Origin of the sequence: Arsenicicoccus piscis, from assembly GCF_022568835.1 — a bacterium.
Lineage (GTDB): Bacteria > Actinomycetota > Actinomycetes > Actinomycetales > Dermatophilaceae > Arsenicicoccus > Arsenicicoccus piscis.
The window spans coordinates 540,386-557,157 of the sequence record NZ_JAKZHV010000002.1; the positions used below are offsets into that span (position 1 = coordinate 540,386).

Annotated in this window: 16 protein-coding genes; 2 read left to right on the forward strand and 14 right to left on the reverse strand. The window is 73.0% G+C overall.

Features of this window, described 5'->3' with window-relative positions:
• Positions 1 to 44 precede the first annotated feature (44 nt).
• The 10 genes from MM440_RS05445 to MM440_RS05490 all read right to left on the reverse strand — a co-directional run bounded on the left by MM440_RS05445 (position 45) and on the right by MM440_RS05490 (position 11,663).
• A complete protein-coding gene (locus MM440_RS05445) occupies positions 45 to 734 on the reverse strand; it encodes a TetR/AcrR family transcriptional regulator (protein WP_241443202.1) in 690 nt (229 codons plus the stop codon).
• A 69-nt stretch (positions 735 to 803) separates the two neighbouring features.
• Positions 804 to 2,048: an MFS transporter gene (locus tag MM440_RS05450; RefSeq protein ID WP_241443204.1), complete on the reverse strand. Its 1,245-nt coding sequence runs from the start codon at positions 2,046 to 2,048 to the stop codon at positions 804 to 806.
• A 33-nt stretch (positions 2,049 to 2,081) separates the two neighbouring features.
• Positions 2,082 to 3,845, reverse strand: coding sequence for an FUSC family protein (locus MM440_RS05455; RefSeq protein ID WP_241443206.1), 1,764 nt, complete (start codon positions 3,843 to 3,845; stop codon positions 2,082 to 2,084).
• Between the two features lie 21 nt (positions 3,846 to 3,866).
• Positions 3,867 to 4,844 (reverse strand): tRNA pseudouridine(55) synthase TruB, encoded by a 978-nt coding sequence (gene truB, locus MM440_RS05460; protein WP_241443208.1) that lies wholly within the window; start codon positions 4,842 to 4,844, stop codon positions 3,867 to 3,869.
• Positions 4,844 to 5,353 (reverse strand): 30S ribosome-binding factor RbfA, encoded by a 510-nt coding sequence (rbfA, locus tag MM440_RS05465; protein WP_241443210.1) that lies wholly within the window; start codon positions 5,351 to 5,353, stop codon positions 4,844 to 4,846. Before rbfA ends, truB begins: the two co-directional genes overlap by 1 nt.
• 69 nt (positions 5,354 to 5,422) lie before the next feature.
• A complete protein-coding gene (locus tag MM440_RS05470; protein ID WP_241443212.1) occupies positions 5,423 to 6,451 on the reverse strand; it encodes a TRM11 family SAM-dependent methyltransferase in 1,029 nt (342 codons plus the stop codon).
• Between the two features lie 95 nt (positions 6,452 to 6,546).
• A complete protein-coding gene (gene infB, locus MM440_RS05475; protein WP_241443214.1) occupies positions 6,547 to 9,540 on the reverse strand; it encodes a translation initiation factor IF-2 in 2,994 nt (997 codons plus the stop codon).
• Positions 9,541 to 9,688: 148 nt separating this feature from the next.
• Positions 9,689 to 9,958 carry a YlxR family protein gene (locus MM440_RS05480; protein ID WP_241443216.1) on the reverse strand — a complete coding sequence of 90 codons (270 nt, stop codon included), beginning with the start codon at positions 9,956 to 9,958 and terminating at the stop codon, positions 9,689 to 9,691.
• Between the two features lie 113 nt (positions 9,959 to 10,071).
• On the reverse strand, positions 10,072 to 11,073 hold the full coding sequence (gene nusA, locus MM440_RS05485) for a transcription termination factor NusA (protein WP_241443218.1): 1,002 nt from the start codon (positions 11,071 to 11,073) through the stop codon (positions 10,072 to 10,074).
• Positions 11,073 to 11,663, reverse strand: a complete 591-nt coding sequence (locus tag MM440_RS05490; RefSeq protein WP_241443220.1) for a ribosome maturation factor RimP — start codon at positions 11,661 to 11,663, stop codon at positions 11,073 to 11,075. Before MM440_RS05490 ends, nusA begins: the two co-directional genes overlap by 1 nt.
• A 165-nt stretch (positions 11,664 to 11,828) precedes the next feature.
• Between MM440_RS05490 and MM440_RS05495 the strand changes: the two genes are divergently transcribed.
• Both MM440_RS05495 and MM440_RS05500 read left to right on the forward strand, forming a co-directional pair.
• Entirely contained in the window at positions 11,829 to 12,890 is a 1,062-nt protein-coding gene (locus tag MM440_RS05495) for a DUF4439 domain-containing protein (protein ID WP_241443221.1), read from the forward strand.
• Entirely contained in the window at positions 12,887 to 13,867 is a 981-nt protein-coding gene (locus MM440_RS05500; RefSeq protein WP_241443223.1) for an aminoglycoside phosphotransferase family protein, read from the forward strand. Before MM440_RS05495 ends, MM440_RS05500 begins: the two co-directional genes overlap by 4 nt.
• Here MM440_RS05500 and MM440_RS05505 read toward each other — a convergent pair.
• Genes MM440_RS05505 through MM440_RS05520 form a run of 4 tightly spaced genes read right to left on the reverse strand, consistent with a single transcriptional unit; the run spans position 13,845 to position 16,617 of the window.
• Entirely contained in the window at positions 13,845 to 14,819 is a 975-nt protein-coding gene (locus MM440_RS05505; protein WP_241443225.1) for an energy-coupling factor ABC transporter ATP-binding protein, read from the reverse strand. The two genes, MM440_RS05500 and MM440_RS05505, sit on opposite strands and share 23 nt — an antisense overlap.
• Positions 14,816 to 15,568: a cobalt ECF transporter T component CbiQ gene (gene cbiQ, locus MM440_RS05510; protein WP_241443226.1), complete on the reverse strand. Its 753-nt coding sequence runs from the start codon at positions 15,566 to 15,568 to the stop codon at positions 14,816 to 14,818. The genes MM440_RS05505 and cbiQ overlap by 4 nt, the downstream gene beginning before the upstream one ends.
• 10 nt (positions 15,569 to 15,578) lie before the next feature.
• Positions 15,579 to 15,935 (reverse strand): energy-coupling factor ABC transporter substrate-binding protein, encoded by a 357-nt coding sequence (locus MM440_RS05515; RefSeq protein ID WP_241443228.1) that lies wholly within the window; start codon positions 15,933 to 15,935, stop codon positions 15,579 to 15,581.
• Positions 15,928 to 16,617: an energy-coupling factor ABC transporter permease gene (locus MM440_RS05520; RefSeq protein WP_241443230.1), complete on the reverse strand. Its 690-nt coding sequence runs from the start codon at positions 16,615 to 16,617 to the stop codon at positions 15,928 to 15,930. Before MM440_RS05520 ends, MM440_RS05515 begins: the two co-directional genes overlap by 8 nt.
• Positions 16,618 to 16,772 lie beyond the last annotated feature (155 nt).

A 16,772-nucleotide genomic window follows, 5' to 3' on the forward strand; every position in this document is an offset into this window, starting at 1 on the left:
AGGGGTGGAGCTGCTGGTGGTGGTGCTGGAGCTGTCGGGTGGTGCTACGTGGCGGTGCTGGTGGAAGCAGTCGTGGTGGAGGCCGTGCCGGTGGGCGCGGCGGGGCTCGCGAAGCCGAACCCCTGCCCGAGGTAGCCCATGGCGGCGACCAGGCGCTCGCGCAGCGAGGTGAAGGCGGCGGGGTCGAGCGATTCGACGCCGGTGCTGTCGTCCAGCACCTGGCCGACCTCGTCGGCCCAGCTGACGACCGCGGCGCGTCCGGCGCCCATCGCGGCTGCCGCGAGGACCTGGATGCGCAGCGGCTCGGTCCCGGCGGGGAGTCGCTCGGTCAGCGCCTCTCGGACGTTGGCCTCGGCCTCGGCCCAGACCTCGCGCTCGACCCGCTCGGCCGCGAAGTCGTCACCGCACAGGCGCACGACGCCGGCGAACCGGCGCATCAGGTCTGGCTCGGCGGCGGCCGCGAGGGCGTTGACGATCGCCTCGGGGACGGGCTCGCGGACCGGGCGCAGCGACAGCTCGGCGAACACCCGCTGCAGGAAGTCGTGGGTCGGCGCGGCGAGGACGGCGTCGGTCGTCGGGAAGTAGTTGAAGAAGGTGCGGCGCGACACCCCCGCCTCGGCGGCGACGGAGTCTGCGGTGAGGCCCTCCAGGGCCTCGCGCTCGGCCACGGCGAGCGCGGCATCGACCAGCGCCAGCCGGGTCTCCTGCTTGGCAAGGTCGCGACGGGTTTGCATGTCTTTACGGTAGATCAGATGCACCGAGTGCAGCAAATGCACTCAGTGCAACGACAGCTGATCGCTCCGTCAGCCGACCGGGATCCGCTGCGCGGCGACCGGCAGCCGCACGGGCAGCACGCGCGCGAGGGCCAGGCCCAGCACGGTGACCGCGAGCAGAGCGAGCCACACCGACGCCCAGCCGTGCGCGAGCAGCCAGGTGAAGCTGGCCGGCGCGAGGATGCCGGCGACGTTCCAGGACAGCTGGTAGGCCGCCAGGTAGCGCCCGCGGACCTCGGGGCTGCGGCTGTCCACCGCGATCGCGGAGAGCACCGGGCCGCCGGTCAGCTCCCCGAGCGTGTAGATCACCGCGGCGACCAGCACCCCGCCCACCGCCGCTGCCGGCGGCAGGGCACCGGCGAGAGCCATCAGGGCGAAGCCGGCACCGAAGGTGAGGTTCGACAGCCCGACCATGCGGAACCGACGGCGCCCGCTCATCGCCCGGACCACCAGGCCCTGACCGAGCCCGCACATCACCGTGTTGAGGGTGAAGATCGCGCCGGTCACCCACCCGGGCAGGTGCAGCACCTGGTCCGCGTAGACCGGCATGGCGACGTTGAGCGCCATCGAGCAGAGCGCGTAGAGCAGGTTCGACCCGACGACGACGTGGAAGTCCCGGTCACGGGCGACCAGCGCCCAGCCGCTCGGCGTCGCGGCGCGAGTCGCGGTCAGGTCAGGTGCGGGACGCACCGGCGGGCCGCCGGCCCGGACCCCGGCGAGGCACCCGAGGGCGAGCAGGTAGGACGCGATGTTGGCCACGATGACCGCGTGGAAGGCCTCGACCGTCCCGATCGTGAGAGCCACCCCCGCAGCGAGGCCGCCGACCGCGAAGCCCGCGTTGCGCAGCGCCCCGACGAAGCCGAACCACTTCTCCCGCTCCTGCGCGGTGGAGATCGCGGCCACCATCGGCGAGAACGACCCCCAGAACGCCGACTGCCCGACGGCCGTCAGCGCGATCGCCAGGAAGACCCCGGCGAAGTCGTCGACCACCAGATACGCCACATAGCCGGCAGCCTGGATCACGTTGCTGGCGAGCAGGATTCGCTTGGCGCCCACCCGGTCTACGAGACCACCGACGAGGAGCACCACGGGCAGCGCCGCGAGCGCCGACAGCGACGTCGCCAGCCCGACCTCCGCCAGCCCCACGCTGGTGGTGCGCACGAAGTAGAGGATGGCGATCGGCAGGTAGACCCCGCTGCCCACCGCGTCGACGCCGATGGCGGTGACGAAGCGGCGGTGCCGGCTGATGTCGGGGAACCCGAGGCGCTGGAGCATCCCCACACCTTGCCTGCTCGAGCCCACGTGAGGTCAACCAGGTTTCGGTGCGGACGACTCGCTCCCGCTCGAGGTGTCCGGCTGGACCCGCCCGACCTGCAGGACCCGCCGGATCGCGCGGGTCGCCGCGACGACGTCGATGGGGTCGCGACTCACCGGGGGCAACGCGTCGAGGAGCTGGTCGAGCTCGCGGGCCATGGGCAGCCACTGCAGGGCATGGGCCGGGTCGTCGGTGCGAGCCGCCACGAGCACCGTGAAGGTCAGCTCTCCGAGTGCCGCCTCGAAGCCGTCCCAGTCGCGCAGCGCCTCGGGGTGCGCGGGATCGACCATCGCGAGCGCCTTGGCCGCCGCGAGCTGCTCGTAGTGCAGGTTGCGGCGCGAGGTCAACGACGCGGCCTGGTCGGGGTCTACGACCATCTGGCGCAGCACCTCGCGCAGCGCGAGCAGCGCCCGGCGGAACTGCCGACGCACGAGCACGATGGCGGTCGACGGACCCTGCACCCACAGCACGAGCATCGCGGCCGCCGCACCGATGACCGTTTCGAGCAGCCGTGAGGTCATCAGCGGCTCGACCCGGGTGAGGTGCATCCCGGCCATCAGCAGGGGCATCGGCGTGATGACCACCGACGCGAGGGCGTAGTGCCGAGGCGCCAGGAGCTGGGTGAGCGCGCCACAGGCGATGATGATCGCCGCCACCACCACGGGGTGCGGATGGAGCAGGTGCAGCCCGAAGAAGAGCAGCACACCGACGGCCGTCCCCACCATCCGGTGCACGGCGCGCAGGGTGCTGGTGATCCGGTCGGTGGAGGTGCTGAGCACGAGAGCGGCGGTCATCTGCGCCCAGTAGGGATGGCTGAAGTGCAGCGCCGTAGAGAACGCACCGCCGACGAGCATCGCCAGCCCCATCCGGCGGGCCGCGAGGAACGCGGGCGACGCGAGCGACAGCGACCAGCGCAGCAGGTACTCCGCCTTGGGCGCACCGACGTAGTGGCCCCCCACCGCACGGTCGTCGAGGTGCGACCACGGCAGCTCGGTGGCGGCGACCAGACGGAAGAGCCGCAGGTGCAGGGCGTGCAGCTCGGCCTCGATGGCGCGTGCCTGCGGGCTGTCGCGACGACGAGGCATGGAGGCCACGAGGGACGCCTGCGCCTGGAACAACGCACCGAACGCGGCGTCACGCAGCGTGCCCAGGTCGGGTGGCGAGTCGCCCTCGTGCTCGTCGCGCTCACCGCGCTCGAGCCGGTCGACGGCGGTGCGCAGCTCGCCGACCTGTCGCTCGACGGCTGCGCGTCGCTGGGTCTGCTGCATCAGGACCGACGTCCCGCACCCCAGCACCATCGACAGGGCGGTGATGAGCACGAGCTGGTCGATCGGCACCCCCAGCGTCGGGATGTAGGACGCGGCGCACAGCCCCATCACGAGCAGCATCGGGCCAGGGGGGTCCGAGAGCAGGGCGTGATAGCCGAAGGCGACGACGCTCGCGAGCAGCGGGATGACCAGCACCGTTCCCCAGACCGGCAGCAGCGACGTCAACGCCCCGAGGGCGACCAGCACGGTGTAGGCGACGGCGATGCCCGAGAGCACGACGATGCGGCTGCGCTGCGAGCGGTCGAACGCACCGAGGGCCACGAAGATGCCGTTCAGCCCCGTGAGCGCCATCGGGATGCCGAAGAAGAGGCCGAGCACCCCGATGGTGACCGTGCCGACGACGAGGGCGTGCAGTGCCTTGCGGCGGGTGCCGGTGGCGGGCTTCACCTCGAGGAAACGGACGGCCTCACGGACGAGGGTGCTGGCCATGGCTTTACTCTAGGGCGGCCGCTATGCCGGGAACACGACGAGGCTGCGCGCCTGCTCACGGGACTCGTCCAGCAGCGCGATCAGGCGCCCCGCCGGGTCGAGGCCGGCGACGACCGCCGCACCGCCCGGTGCCGAGGCGATGCGCCGACCGTGGCCGACCGCCTGGGCGTCCGCCTCGGTGAGCGAGTGGACCGGGAACTGCGCGGCGGCCGCGGCGGCGAGGCCGAGGATCGGCAGGGCCGGGAGGTCGGACCGCTCGACCCGGTCGACGCCGAGCTCGGCCCGCCGCTGCTCGTAGGCCGCGAGCAGCTCGTCCAGATCGTGCGCCTGCTCGAGCGGGTAGCCCCCGACGCGCGTGCGACGCAGTGCGGTCAGGTGTCCTCCGACCCCGAGGGCCGCTCCCAGGTCGCGGGCCAGGGCCCGCACGTAGGTCCCGGACGACACGTCGACGGTGACGTCGAGGTCGCGCACCGGCGTGTCCTGGTCGACAGCGACGGTGGGTCGCTGGTCGTGAATCACGAAGCGGGACACGGTGATCGGACGGGCGGCGAGCTCTACGTCCTCGCCGGAGCGAACCCGCGCGTAGGATCGCCGACCGTCCACCTTGATCGCCGAGACCGCGCTCGGGACCTGCTCGATCTCACCGGTCAGGCCGGCCACCGCCGACCGGACGGCCTCGTCGGTCAGCCCGGCGACCAGGTCGGCCGGGGCGGACTCGACCACGTCACCCTCGGCGTCGTCGGTGACCGTGCGCTGCCCGAGTCGGATCGTCGCGGTGTAGGTCTTGTCGCACCCGACGAGGTAGGTGAGCAGACGGGTCGCCTTGCCCAGCCCGAGCACCAGCACGCCGGTCGCCATCGGGTCGAGCGTGCCGGCGTGGCCGACCTTGCGGGTGCCGGCCAGCCGCCGGACCCGCGCCACCACGTCGTGCGACGTCAACCCCGCCGGCTTGTCGACGATCAGCAGACCGTCGGGTCCTGCGTCGGACCGCCGGCCCATCAGCGACGCTCGTCGCGCGCCTCGCCCTGCGGCGCGGTCCGCTCCCCCGCTGCGTCCGCTGAGTCGTCGATGTCCTCGTCGATGTCCTCGTCGGCCGGCTTCTTGTAGGGGTCGGCGTCTCCGGCGAAGCGCGCACCCTCGCGGGCGCGGGCCAGCTCGGCGTCGCGCTCGCGGGTCGCGCGCATCACGTCCTCGAGGTGCGAGGCGCTCTCGGGCAGTGCGTCGGCGATGAACTCGATGCTCGGCGTGAGCCGGATGCCGAGCGCCTTGCCGATGTGCGAGCGGATACGGCCCTGGTTGTCCTTGAGGACGGCGGCGGTCGCCTCCCGCTCGGCGTCGTCGCCGAACACGGTGTAGAAGATCGAGGCGTGCTGCAGGTCGTTGGTGACCCGCACATCGGTGATCGTGACGAAGCCGAGCCGCTCGTCCTTGAGGCGGTACTCGAGGTACTCGGCGGCCGTGACCTTGATGCGGTCGGCGATCTTGCGGGCGCGTGCCGGGTCAGCCATGAGCGTGCCTTTCGTTCGGGCCCAACAGGTCGTTCTGGTGGGTCGTGCTGGTGGGTGGTGGTGGTGCGGTCAGCCCTTGCGGGCGACGACGAGGTCGCGGTCGATGGCGGCGTCGACGCGGTGGCGGAAGCCGTCGTAGCCCGGGCGGTCCACGAGGGTCAGCCCGTGCCGGGTCAGCACCTCGGCCAGCGCCTCCGGGTCGGCGACGTGCCGGTTGTAGGCGAGCCCCAGAGCGCCCCCGGTGCGCAGCACCCGGACCCAGCCGGGCAGCGCCGCGTCCAGCAGCCCGAGGGGGCTACGGTCCAATCGGCCGCCGTGCGAGCCGTGCTGGACGCCGTAGGGCGTGTCCGTCACCACGACGTGCGCGGACTCCGCGCGCAGCAGCCGGGGTGCGGCGAGGGTGTCGGCGCGCAGCACGGTGAGGTGCTGGGTGCGGCCGGCCTTGTAATCGTCCTTGTCGGCCGCGAGCTCGACGTCGAGGCGCCGGCCGACGACCTTGGAGTCGATCCGGATCGCCCCGGTCGTGGCGTGGTGCTTGTAGCGCCCCTGCTTGAGGTAGGTGCGCACGAAGGCGTCGTAGACCTCGAAGTCCTTGGTGTCCAGGTCGATCCCGGTCGCGTCGAGCCCGTAGGCGAGCGCCTGGTTGAGGGTCGTGCCGCGCCCGCAGAGCGGGTCCAGCACGCTGAGGCTGCGGTCCAGCAGCCGCTCGGGGCGAGCCGTCGCGGCGGCGGTGACGTTGAGCAGCAGCCGGGTGAACGCCTCGTTGGTCTTGCCCTGGTACTTCAAGATCGTGACCAGGTCGGAGCCGAACACCTCGACGCGCGGGAGCTCTACCGGAGCGAGCAGATCACCGACCTGCTGGTAGAGCGCGTGCACGCTGGACAGGTAGGCGACCACGCGCAGCTGCTCGGGGGTGAGGTCTGCCGCGGTGTCCACCTGCAGGTAGTCCACCCCGGCGACGATGACCGGCTGCACCGACGCGACGCCCAGCCCGTAGGCGTCGGCGAGGACGGTCAGCTCGTTCGCCAGCAGCGTCGGGGCGCTGGTGGAGTAGACCCGGTTGGCGGAGGGCGCGACGAGCAGCAGGTAGCGAGCCAACGCGGTGTCCTCCTTCGGGTGAGTGGGTGTCCGGCGCAGGCCGGGCAGACGGTCGGCGCCCCAGGGTGGCCCTGGGGCGCCGACCGGTCGTGCGATCAGTCGCGCGGCTTCTCGCGCATCTCGTAGGTGGCGATGAGGTCACCCAGCTGGAGGTCGTTGTAGGACCCCAGGTTGATGCCGCACTCGAAGCCCTCGCGGACCTCGGTGACGTCGTCCTTGAACCGTCGCAGGCCGGCGACCTCGACGTTCTCGGCGACGACCACGCCGTTGCGCGTGATGCGCGACCGCGCGCCGCGCCGGATCTCTCCGGAGCGCACGATCGAGCCCGCGATGTTGCCGAACTTGCTGGAGCGGAAGATCTCGCGGATCTCGGCCGTGCCGAGCTCCACCTCCTCGAACTCCGGCTTGAGCATGCCCTTGAGGGCCGCCTCGATCTCCTCGATGGCCTGGTAGATCACCGAGTAGTAGCGGATCTCGACACCCTCGCGCTCGGCGTACTCGGCGTTCTGGCCCTCAGCACGGACGTTGAAGCCGATGATCACCGCGTTGGACGCGACGGCGAGGTTGATGTTGTTCATCGTGATCGCGCCGACGCCTCGGTCGATGATCCGCAGGTCGACCTCGTCGCCCACGTCGATCTGCAGCAACGCGTCCTCGAGGGCCTCCACCGAACCGGAGGCGTCACCCTTGAGGATGAGGTTGAGCGTCTCGACCTTGCCCGCGGCGAGAGCCTGGTTGAGGTCCTCGAGCGAGATGCGCTTGCGGGCCCTGGCCAGCGAGGCCTGACGGTCCGCAGCCTCACGCTTCTCGGCGATCTGGCGGGCGGTGCGGTCGTCGGGAGCCACCACGAAGGTGTCACCGGCGCGGGGCACGGACGCGAGGCCGAGCACCTGGACCGGACGCGACGGGGTCGCCTCCTTGACCTGCTTGCCGTGCTCGTCGAGCATCGCGCGGACACGGCCGTGGGCCGAGCCGGCGACGATCGCGTCACCGACCCGCAGGGTGCCCTGCTGGACGAGGACGGTCGCCGTCGCACCACGACCACGGTCGAGGTTGGCCTCGATCGCGACGCCACGGGCGTCGGTGTCGGGGTTGGCCCGCAGGTCCAGCGAGGCGTCCGCGGTGAGCAGCACGGCCTCGAGGAGCTGGTCGATGTTCTGACCCTGCTTGGCGGAGATGTCGACGAACATCGTCTCGCCGCCGTACTCCTCGGCGACGAGGTTGTACTCGGTCAGCTGCTGACGCACCTTGGCCGGGTTGGCGCCCTCGACGTCGATCTTGTTGACGGCGACGACGACGGGGACGTCCGCGGCCTGGGCGTGGTTCAGCGCCTCGATGGTCTGCGGCATGACGCCGTCGTCCGCGGCCACGACGAGGATCGCGATGTCGGTGACCTTGGCACCACGGGCACGCATGGCCGTGAAGGCCTCGTGACCGGGGGTGTCGATGACGGTGAGCCTGCGCTCCTCGCCCTCGTGCTCGACGGCGACCTGGTAGGCACCGATGTGCTGGGTGATGCCGCCGGCCTCGGTCGCGATGACGTTGGCGTGGCGGATGGCATCCAGCAGGCGGGTCTTTCCGTGGTCGACGTGACCCATGACGGTGACGACCGGCGGACGCGGCTCGAGCTCGTCGTCGTCGAACTCCTCGCCCTCGAGGTCGATGTTGAAGGAGGCGAAGAGCTCCTGCTCCTCCTCCTCCGGCGACACGACCTGGATGTCGTAGCCCAGCTCGGCGCCGAGGACCTTGAAGGTGTCCTCGTCGAGGGACTGGGTCGCCGTCGCCATCTCTCCGAGGTGGAACAGCACGGTGACCAGCGACGCCGGGTTGGCGTTGATGCGGTCGGCGAAGTCCGTCAGCGACGAGCCACGGCGGACCCGCACGACGGTCGAGCCGTCGCCACGGGGCACGGTGACGCCACCGATGGACGGCGCCTGCATCTGCTCGAACTCCTGGCGCTTCGCGCGCTTGCTCTTGCGACCGCGGGCGGGCTTGCCGCCGCGACCGAAGGCACCCTGGGTGCCACCGCGACCGGCGCCACCGCCGGGGCGACCACCGGGACGGCCGTAGCCACCGCCGGCGGGAGCACCGCCACCGCCGCCCCGACCGGCGAAACCGCCACCACCGGCGCCACCACGGCCGCCGCCGGGGCCACCACGGGCCGGACGAGCCCCGGGGGCCGGGACGGCCGCACGCGACGGCATGTTGCCGGGCGAGGGACGCGGGCCACCGGGACGCGGAGCCGCACCGGGACGCGGAGCCGCACCGGGGCGAGGGGCGCCACCGGGACGCGCACCGCCCTGCGGACGCGGCATGCCCTGGCTGGGCGCGAACGGGTTGTTGCCGGGACGCGCCGGGCCCGGACGGGGACCGCCGGGACGCGGGGCGCGCGCCTCGGTGTCGCCGCCCTCGGGGGCGCGCCGCTCGGGACGCTGGGTGCCCATGCCCTGGCTGGACGCGAACGGGTTGTTGCCCGGGCGCGGGGCGCCGGGACGACCGCTCGGACGCGGTGCACCGCTGCGCTCGCCACCGGCGGGACGCTGGCCGGCGGCCGGCTGGGCCGGTGCCGGGGCGGCCGGGCGCGGACCCGGACGGGCGCCGGGACGCGGACCCGAGTCGGTCGCGGCGGCGGTGTCGGCCGAGCCGGCCGAGGCAGCCGGCTTCTGCGCCGGCGCTGCCGGGGCAGCCGGCGCGGCGGTCGTCTCGGACCGCTCGGACTTCTCGGTGGGCGCGCTCGGCGTCGGCGACGCCGGGGCGGCCGGCGTGGCCGCCTGGTCGTCGGCCTTGCTGTCGGCCTTGGCGGGCGTGCTGTCGGCCTTGGCGCTGGGACCCGGACGGGCACCCGGCTTGGGGCCCGGACGGGCTCCCGGCTTGGCTGCGCCGCCGCCCGACCCGGCGGACGTGGGGGCCGAGCCGCCGGCAGCGGCCAGCTCGGCTGGGAAGGACTCACGCAGGCGGCGCACGACCGGTGCCTCGATCGTCGAGGACGCGGCGCGGACGAACTCGCCCTGCTTCTTGAGGTGCTCGAGGAGCACCTTGCTTTCTACTCCGAGCTCTTTCGCGAGCTCGTAGACCCGGACCTTAGCCACTTCTCTCCTAGGTTCTCGGTCCGGGGGTCCCGCTGCGCGGCTCCGTCTCGGAGGGGCGCGGTCGGGAAGCACGGACCGTCGTTACTGCAGGGGGGTACTCATCGCTGAGAACTCATCGGGTGCTCATTGCGTTCAAACCCGCTTTCGGTCAGTCGGACGGTGTGCTGCTCGTCGAGTCGGTCTCGAGCTGGTCGAACCACGCCGCGAGGGCGTCGTGGTCGGCCACGCCCGGCAGCCGCAGGGCGCGACCGAACGCCTTGCGGCGAACGGCGAGATCGAGACAGGCCCGGTCGGGGTGGAGCCAGGCCCCACGCCCAGGTCGAGAACGCCGCGGGTCGACGACCAGACGGGTGCTGGTCGGCTCGTCGCGGACGACTCGAACGAGCTCGGCCCGATCGGCGGTGCCACGGCAGCCCACACACGTTCTCGTCGGATGACGTGTCATGTGGTGAGGCCCCGTCGCGTGAAGATCCGCACGGTCGGACCAGGACAGTCTACCGCGTGCGGCTGATCGAGGAAATCGACGGCGGGTCAGGCCTGGCCGGTGCTCGGGCCGCTCGAGCCCTGGTCGTCCGGGTGGATGTCGATCCGCCAGCCGGTGAGCTTGGCGGCCAGCCGGGCGTTCTGCCCCTCCTTGCCGATGGCGAGGGAGAGCTGGTAGTCCGGCACGACCACCCGCGCGGAGCGGGCGGCCCGGTCGACGACGTCCACCGACACGACCCGCGACGGCGACAGGGCCGCGGCCACGAACTCGGCCGGGTCCTCGGAGTAGTCGACGATGTCGATCTTCTCGCCGCGCAGCTCGGTCATGACGGCGCGCACGCGCGCCCCCATCGGTCCGATGCAGGCGCCCTTGGCGTTGACCCCGGCGCGGGTCGGCTTGACGGCGATCTTGGTCCGGTGGCCCGACTCGCGAGCGAGCGCAGCGATCTCTACGGACCCGTCCTGGATCTCGGGGACCTCGAGGGCGAAGAGCTTGCGCACGAGGTTGGGGTGGGTCCGGGACAGCCCGATCTGCGGACCGCGGGGGCCGCGCTTGACCGAGACGACGTAGCAGCGGATCCGCTCGCCGTGGACGTAGCGCTCCCCCGGCACCTGCTCGGCCGCCGGCAGCTCGCCCTCGACACCACCGAGGTCGACGAGGACCTTGCGGGGGTCGGGGCTCTGCTGGATGACGCCGGAGAGGATCTCGCCCTCCTTGTCCTTGAAGTCCCCGAGGACGGACTCGTCCTCGACGTCGCGCATCCGCTGGGTGATGACCTGGCGGGCGGTCGACGCCGCGATGCGGCCGAAGTCGGAGGGGGTGTCGTCGTACTCGCGGGGCTCGCCCTCGGCGTCGGGGCCGAGGTCCTCGAGCGCCCAGACGGTGACCCGGCCGGACTTGCGGTCGAGCTCGACCCGAGCGCGCCGCGAGGCACCCTCGGTCTTGGAGTACGCGAGGAGCATCGCGTCCTCGAGGGTGGTGACGAGCACGTCGAGCGAGATCTCGCGCTCGGCTGCGAGCATCCGCAGCACCGCCATGTCGATGTCCATCAGCTGTCCTCCTCCGTGCCACCGGTCGGTGCGGCGGAGCGGTTGAACTCCACCTGCACGCTGGCCCGGCGGGCCTTCTGCGGCGCGAGGCGCACCGTGCGCGCCGCGGTCTTCTTCGTAGCGGGTACCTCGATCACGACCGGCGCACCGGGGTCGGTGCCTGGGCCGCCGACCTGGACGATCCGTCCGGTCAGCTGCTCGCCGGCCGCCTCGGGTGCGTCGTCGTCGAGGGTGAGCCGGACCAGCCGACCCACGTTACGGCGGTAGTGCCGCAGGTCGGTCAACGCGCGACCGACGCCTGGTGATCCCACCTCGAGCACGTAGGGCTGCTCGCCCATCACGCCCGAGGCCTCCAGGACCTCGTCGACGGATCGGGTGATGTCGGCGATCTCGTCGAGCGTCAGCGGCGCCACCGGCGTCGTGCCGTCGTCGTCCGGGTCGTCCGTCGCCACGTCGGTGTCGACCGTGAGGCGCACGACGCGCCGCTTGCCGACGGCCTGGACGACGAGCTCGTCGACGACGACACCGTGGGCGGCCAGCGCCGGCTCGAGCTCGGCCCGCACCCGCTCCTCGATGGATGTGCCTGCCATGGTGTCCTGCTCCCTCGACGCGCTTCAGTAGTCGTTCTTCAGTAGTCCCCGCACGCGCCTCCGAGGCTCTCGGAGGGCCCCTCACCTTAGCGAGGTTACGCGGCAACTCTCACGTCCCGGCACGTGATCGGTCGGTCACGGGGCGTTTCTGGGATGATCCAGGAGATGATCCGGGACACGCAGGCCGCCCACGGGGGGCCACCACACGAGCGGGCGGCGACCTCGGCCGCCGGGCCGGGTCGCCGCACCATGCTGACCGCGGGTGGCGGGCTGGCGCTGACGGCGCTGCTCGGCGGCTGCCGGGTCCGCCTCGAGGACGACGCCCCGCGGATCCCGCTGATCCCCACCCGCACGCCGATCCCGGACGAGGCCCTGCTGATCCTGGCGTGGCGCGAGTGCACGGAGCTGGCGCGGGTCGCCGCGACCCTCGCCGCGCTGCAGCGGTTGCAGGGGGCTTCGCTGCACACCGAGCAGGCCGAGACCTTGCGCTCGGTGCTGGCGACGGGGCGGGTGCCGGACTCGGTCGTCAGTGCCTCCCCCGCTCCGACCACGGGACGGGAGGCGCCGGGCGCGGCGACACCTGGCTCAACGTCCGAAGGGGCGTCCGGCATTCCCTCGGGCGGGCCTGCCGGCGGTGGTGGCGGCGTCCGCACGGCGACCGAGGCGGGAGCGCTGGAGCTCGGGCCGCTGCGCGTCGACCGGCGATCCGGCCTCGGCGCGGTGACTCCCACGCACGCGGCACTGTGGCTGTCGATGCTGGCCTGTCGCTCCCGCCTGGCCGCCCAGCTGGGCGTGGCCACCCCGTGGCAGCCGTGGCCCGAGCAGCCCGCCGACGGGGAGGCGACCTTCCTGCAGCAGGTCCGGGGGACGCTCTACGCGATGCAGGTGGTGGCGGTGCGCACCAGCGGGGCGGCCCGGGAGCGCGCGACCGCGGACCTCACGTGGCTCGACGCGCTGCGGATCCGGTTGGAGTCGCGGGCCGGGAGCGCGCTCGGGGCACCGCCGGTGGGCTACGCGCTGCCCTTCCCGGTGACCGACGGTCCCTCCGCCGCGCGGCTCGCCGCGCACGCCTGGTCGGGCCTGCAGGACGCGAGCGGCGCTCTGCTCGTAGCGGGTTCGGGTGACGCGGCGCGCGCCTCCATGGTGGTGCAGCTGCTCACGGATGTCGTGGCGCACGGCTCGGCCTGGGGCGTGCGGCTGCGCGCGTTCCCGGGACTGGTGCGATGACCCCAGGCCGCGTCGGAGGTTCGGCCGGCGCGGGGCTGCTGCCGCCCGCGCTCGTCGACACGATGACCGGGCGCACCGCCGACCCCGGCCTGCCCCCGGGGACCCGCATCGACGGCGCGAGCTGGCTCGCCTCCCTGCCCGCTACGGTCGCCCGGCTGCTCACCCGGTGGTCGCTGCGGCTGGACCCGGGCCTCGGTGCGGCGTGGTCGGGGCACTGCGCGCTCGTCGTGCCGGTGCTGACGCAGACCGGCCGGCACGCCGCCCTCAAGGTGACCTGGCCGCACGTGGAGGCCGCCGGGGAGCACCTCGCGCTGCGCTCGTGGGGAGGCCACGGCGCCGTGGAGCTCCTGGCCGCGGACCCGTCACGCTGGGCCCTGCTGCTCGAGCGCCTGGACGCCGGGCGGGACCTCACCGGCGTGAGCCTGATGGACGCCTCCGACACGATCGGCGACCTGCTGCGGCGGCTCGCGGTGCCGCCCTCACCGCGCTTCGCCCGGCTGTCGACCTGGGCTGAAGGGCTGCGCGAGGAGCTGGTGACCGACCCGCCTCCGGTGCCCCGCCGTCACGTCGAGCAGGCCCTCGCGACGATCCCGGCGCTGCTGGCCGAGCCCGGCGGGGTCGACGGCGAGCTGGTGCACACCGACCTGCACTACGAGAACGTCCTCGCCACGCTGGATCCCGCCGACCCGCGCGGGCCGTGGCTCGCGATCGACCCCAAGCCGCTGGCCGCGGAGCGGGCGTTCGCGGTGGCGCCGCTGCTGTGGAACCGGTGGGACGAGGCCGTGCGCGCGACGAATCTGCGCGCCCACCTGCGCTTCCGGCTCGGTCTGGTCTGCGACGCGGCCGGGATCGACGAGGACCGGGCGCGGGCCTGGACCCTGCTGCGCGAGCTGGCGAACGCCCGCGACCTCGCCGACAGCGGTGATCGCGACGGGCTCACCGTCGCGGTGTCGATCATGACGGCCGTGGCGTCGTGAGGGGTGGCGACGTGAGGGCTGGCGTCGTGAGTGGTGGCGTCCCGGTCTGAGGTGGCGGCCCGGTCTGAGGTGGCGCGAGTGCCCCGAGCAGGGTGTCGAAGTCACGTGGTCGGGTGCCGGCGGTCAGCAGCCCGCGTCCGTGGAGGGCGGCCTGCACGTCGAGCACCCACGGTCGGCGCAGGCGGGCGGAGGCGACCAGGTCGGCGTCGGCGAGCACCTGGTCCGCTGGGCCCTGCACGAGCGTGCCGCCCTGCACGACCGCGGCCTCGTGCGCCCAGGCGAGCGCGAGGTCTACGTCATGGGTGGCGAGGAGCACCGTGGTGCCGTGGTCCTCGAGGCGGGTGAGGGCCGCGAGCATCTCCTCGACACCGACCGGGTCCAGCCCTGCGGTGGGCTCGTCGAGCAGCAGGACGGCCGGCCGCATGGCGACCGCGCCCGCGGTGGCGGCCCGCTTGCGCTCGCCGAAGGAGAGCTGGTGGGTGGGTCGCTCGGCGAGATGGGTGATGCCGAGCAGGTCGAGCGCCTCGTCGACCCGTTCGCGCACCTCGTCGACGCCCAACCCGAGGTTCATCGGGCCGAACGAGACGTCCTGGGTGACGTCGGCGGAGAACAGCTGGTCGTCGGGGTCCTGCAGGACCAGCTGCACCCGCTGGCGGTGGCGTCGCAGCCCGGAGCGGTCGTGCCGCAGGACCGCGCCGTCGACGAGAACCCTTCCCGCAGAAGGCTGGTGGCTGCCCGCGAGGCAGCGCAGGATGGTCGTCTTGCCGGACCCGTTGGCACCGAGCAGGGCGACCCTGCGGCCGGCGGTGATGGTCAGGTCCGCACCGCGCAGCACCGGCTCGGCCCCCGGGTAGCCCGCGACGACTCCCTGGGCCGCGAGGCGCACGTCGTCGCGGAGCTCGGGATCGAGCAGGGGTGCGTCGTCGTGCGTCGGTCGCGCGCCGGTGCTCATGAGGACACCCCCGCGACCAGCACCGAGGCGACGACGACCAGGGCCACCAGGGCCAGGGAGGCGGCGACGAAGCGCGGCGAGTGTCGCAGCGGCGGCGCGAGGGTCACCATCGCGGACTCGTAGCCCCGCCCCGCCAGCCCCTCCTCCAGGGCCCGGGCGCGGTGCCACGAGCGCACCAGCGTCGCGGCCGTCAGGGCACCGGTCGAGCGGAACGAGGTCCGCCAGCCGTCGTAGCCCAGTCGGTTGGCCTGCGCCTCACGGATCGTCGCGACGGTGGTGAGCAGGACGAAGAGCAGGCGATACATGAGCGAGGCCACCTCGATGAGGGCGTCGGGGACGCGCCAGCGCCGCAGCGCCGTCAGCAGGTCGACCATCGGCGTCGTCGTCGCGAGCAGCAGCAGCGCGAGCGTGCCGGCGATGCCGTGGCCGAAGAGCTCCAGCGCCCGTCGCGAGCTGTCGGCCGTGACCGTCAGGCCGTGCTCGCGACTGACCGACACGGCGACGGTGATGGCGCCGATCGCCAAGAACACCAACGGTGCTCGCAACGTGCGCGCCATCAGTCGGGCGGGCACGCGGGCACCGAGGACGGCCGTGGCGAGAGCACCCACGGCCACGAGGACGGTGCCCGGCCACGCCGGCAGCAGCAGTGCCGCGAGGACGAGGCCGACCGAGAGCACGGCCTTGTCGCCGACCGCACGGCGGCGCCAGCGCCCGGCCCAGGCCGCGTCGTCGACGGCGAGGCCGGTCATCGCGTGCGGCTCACGGTGTCGGACCGGCGCTGGTTGCGGCGTCGCCGTCCGGGGTGGCGGCGGTGGCCGTGGTGGCAGGGCTGACGGGGCGGTGCCGGCGGCGCTCGCGCAGCACGCCGAGCGCGTAGCCCAGGACGCCGGCCCCGATCGCAGCCTGCAGCGCGAACAGCCCTGACTCGACCTCGGTGGACTCTGGCGCGAAGAACGGTGCGAACCACGGCCGGTAGTGCGGGTGCGAGCTCTCGATAGCCGCGGTGGCCGCGCCGTCCGTGCCGCCGAACTCACCGGCTGCGTTCAGCGCCAACGGAAGGGCCACCAGCAGGATGACCGCGAGCGCGAGAGCGACGGTGACGAGATGTCTACGCATCGATCTTCTCCTGGGCGACGTCGGGCTTGATGAGCCCGAGGCGCTGCAGCTCCGGGGCAGCGACCTGTGTGAGGGCGCGCATGACGAGCACCCCGAGGAAGCCCTCCGCCAGCGCCAGCGGCACCTGGGTGAGAGCGAAGATCCCAAGGAACTTCGTTGCGGCACCGAGGAATCCACTGACCGGGTCGGGGAAGGCCAACGCGAGCTGGAGAGCTGTCGTCACGTAGGTCGCGAGGTCGGCCAGGCACATCGCGGCGAACACGCCCACCAGCAGGGGCGCTCCGGCGCGGGTCGCGATCCGGTAGGCGGCGTAGCCCGCCCACGGACCGACGACGGCCATCGAGAAGGCGTTGGCGCCGAGCGTGGTCAGGCCGCCGTGCGCCAGCAGCAAGGCCTGGAAGAGCAGGACGACCGTCCCGAGGAAGGCCATCACCGGTGGTCGGAACAGGACGGCGCCGAGACCGGTGCCGGTCGGATGGCTGGAGGACCCGGTCACCGACGGCAGCTTGATCGCCGACAGGACGAAGGTGAACGCGCCCGCGGCACCGAGCAGCAGCTTGGTCTCCGGGCGCTCGCGGACCTCGCGCACGACGGCGCGCGCTCCGTGGATGACGAACGGGGCAGCGACCGCCGTCCAGGCGGCTGCGTGCCAGGGGGGCAGGAAGCCCTCAGCGATGTGCATCGACGCACTCCTCACCGGGATGACGCGTCCCGTCGGAAGGGCCCAGGTGGTGGAGTTCCTGACTTCGACCCAGCGCTGCTGGGTCACTCACAGTGGCGCGACCGTGTCGGACTCTCACCGACTTCCTCGGCCCACCCGGGATGGTGCTGCCGAGT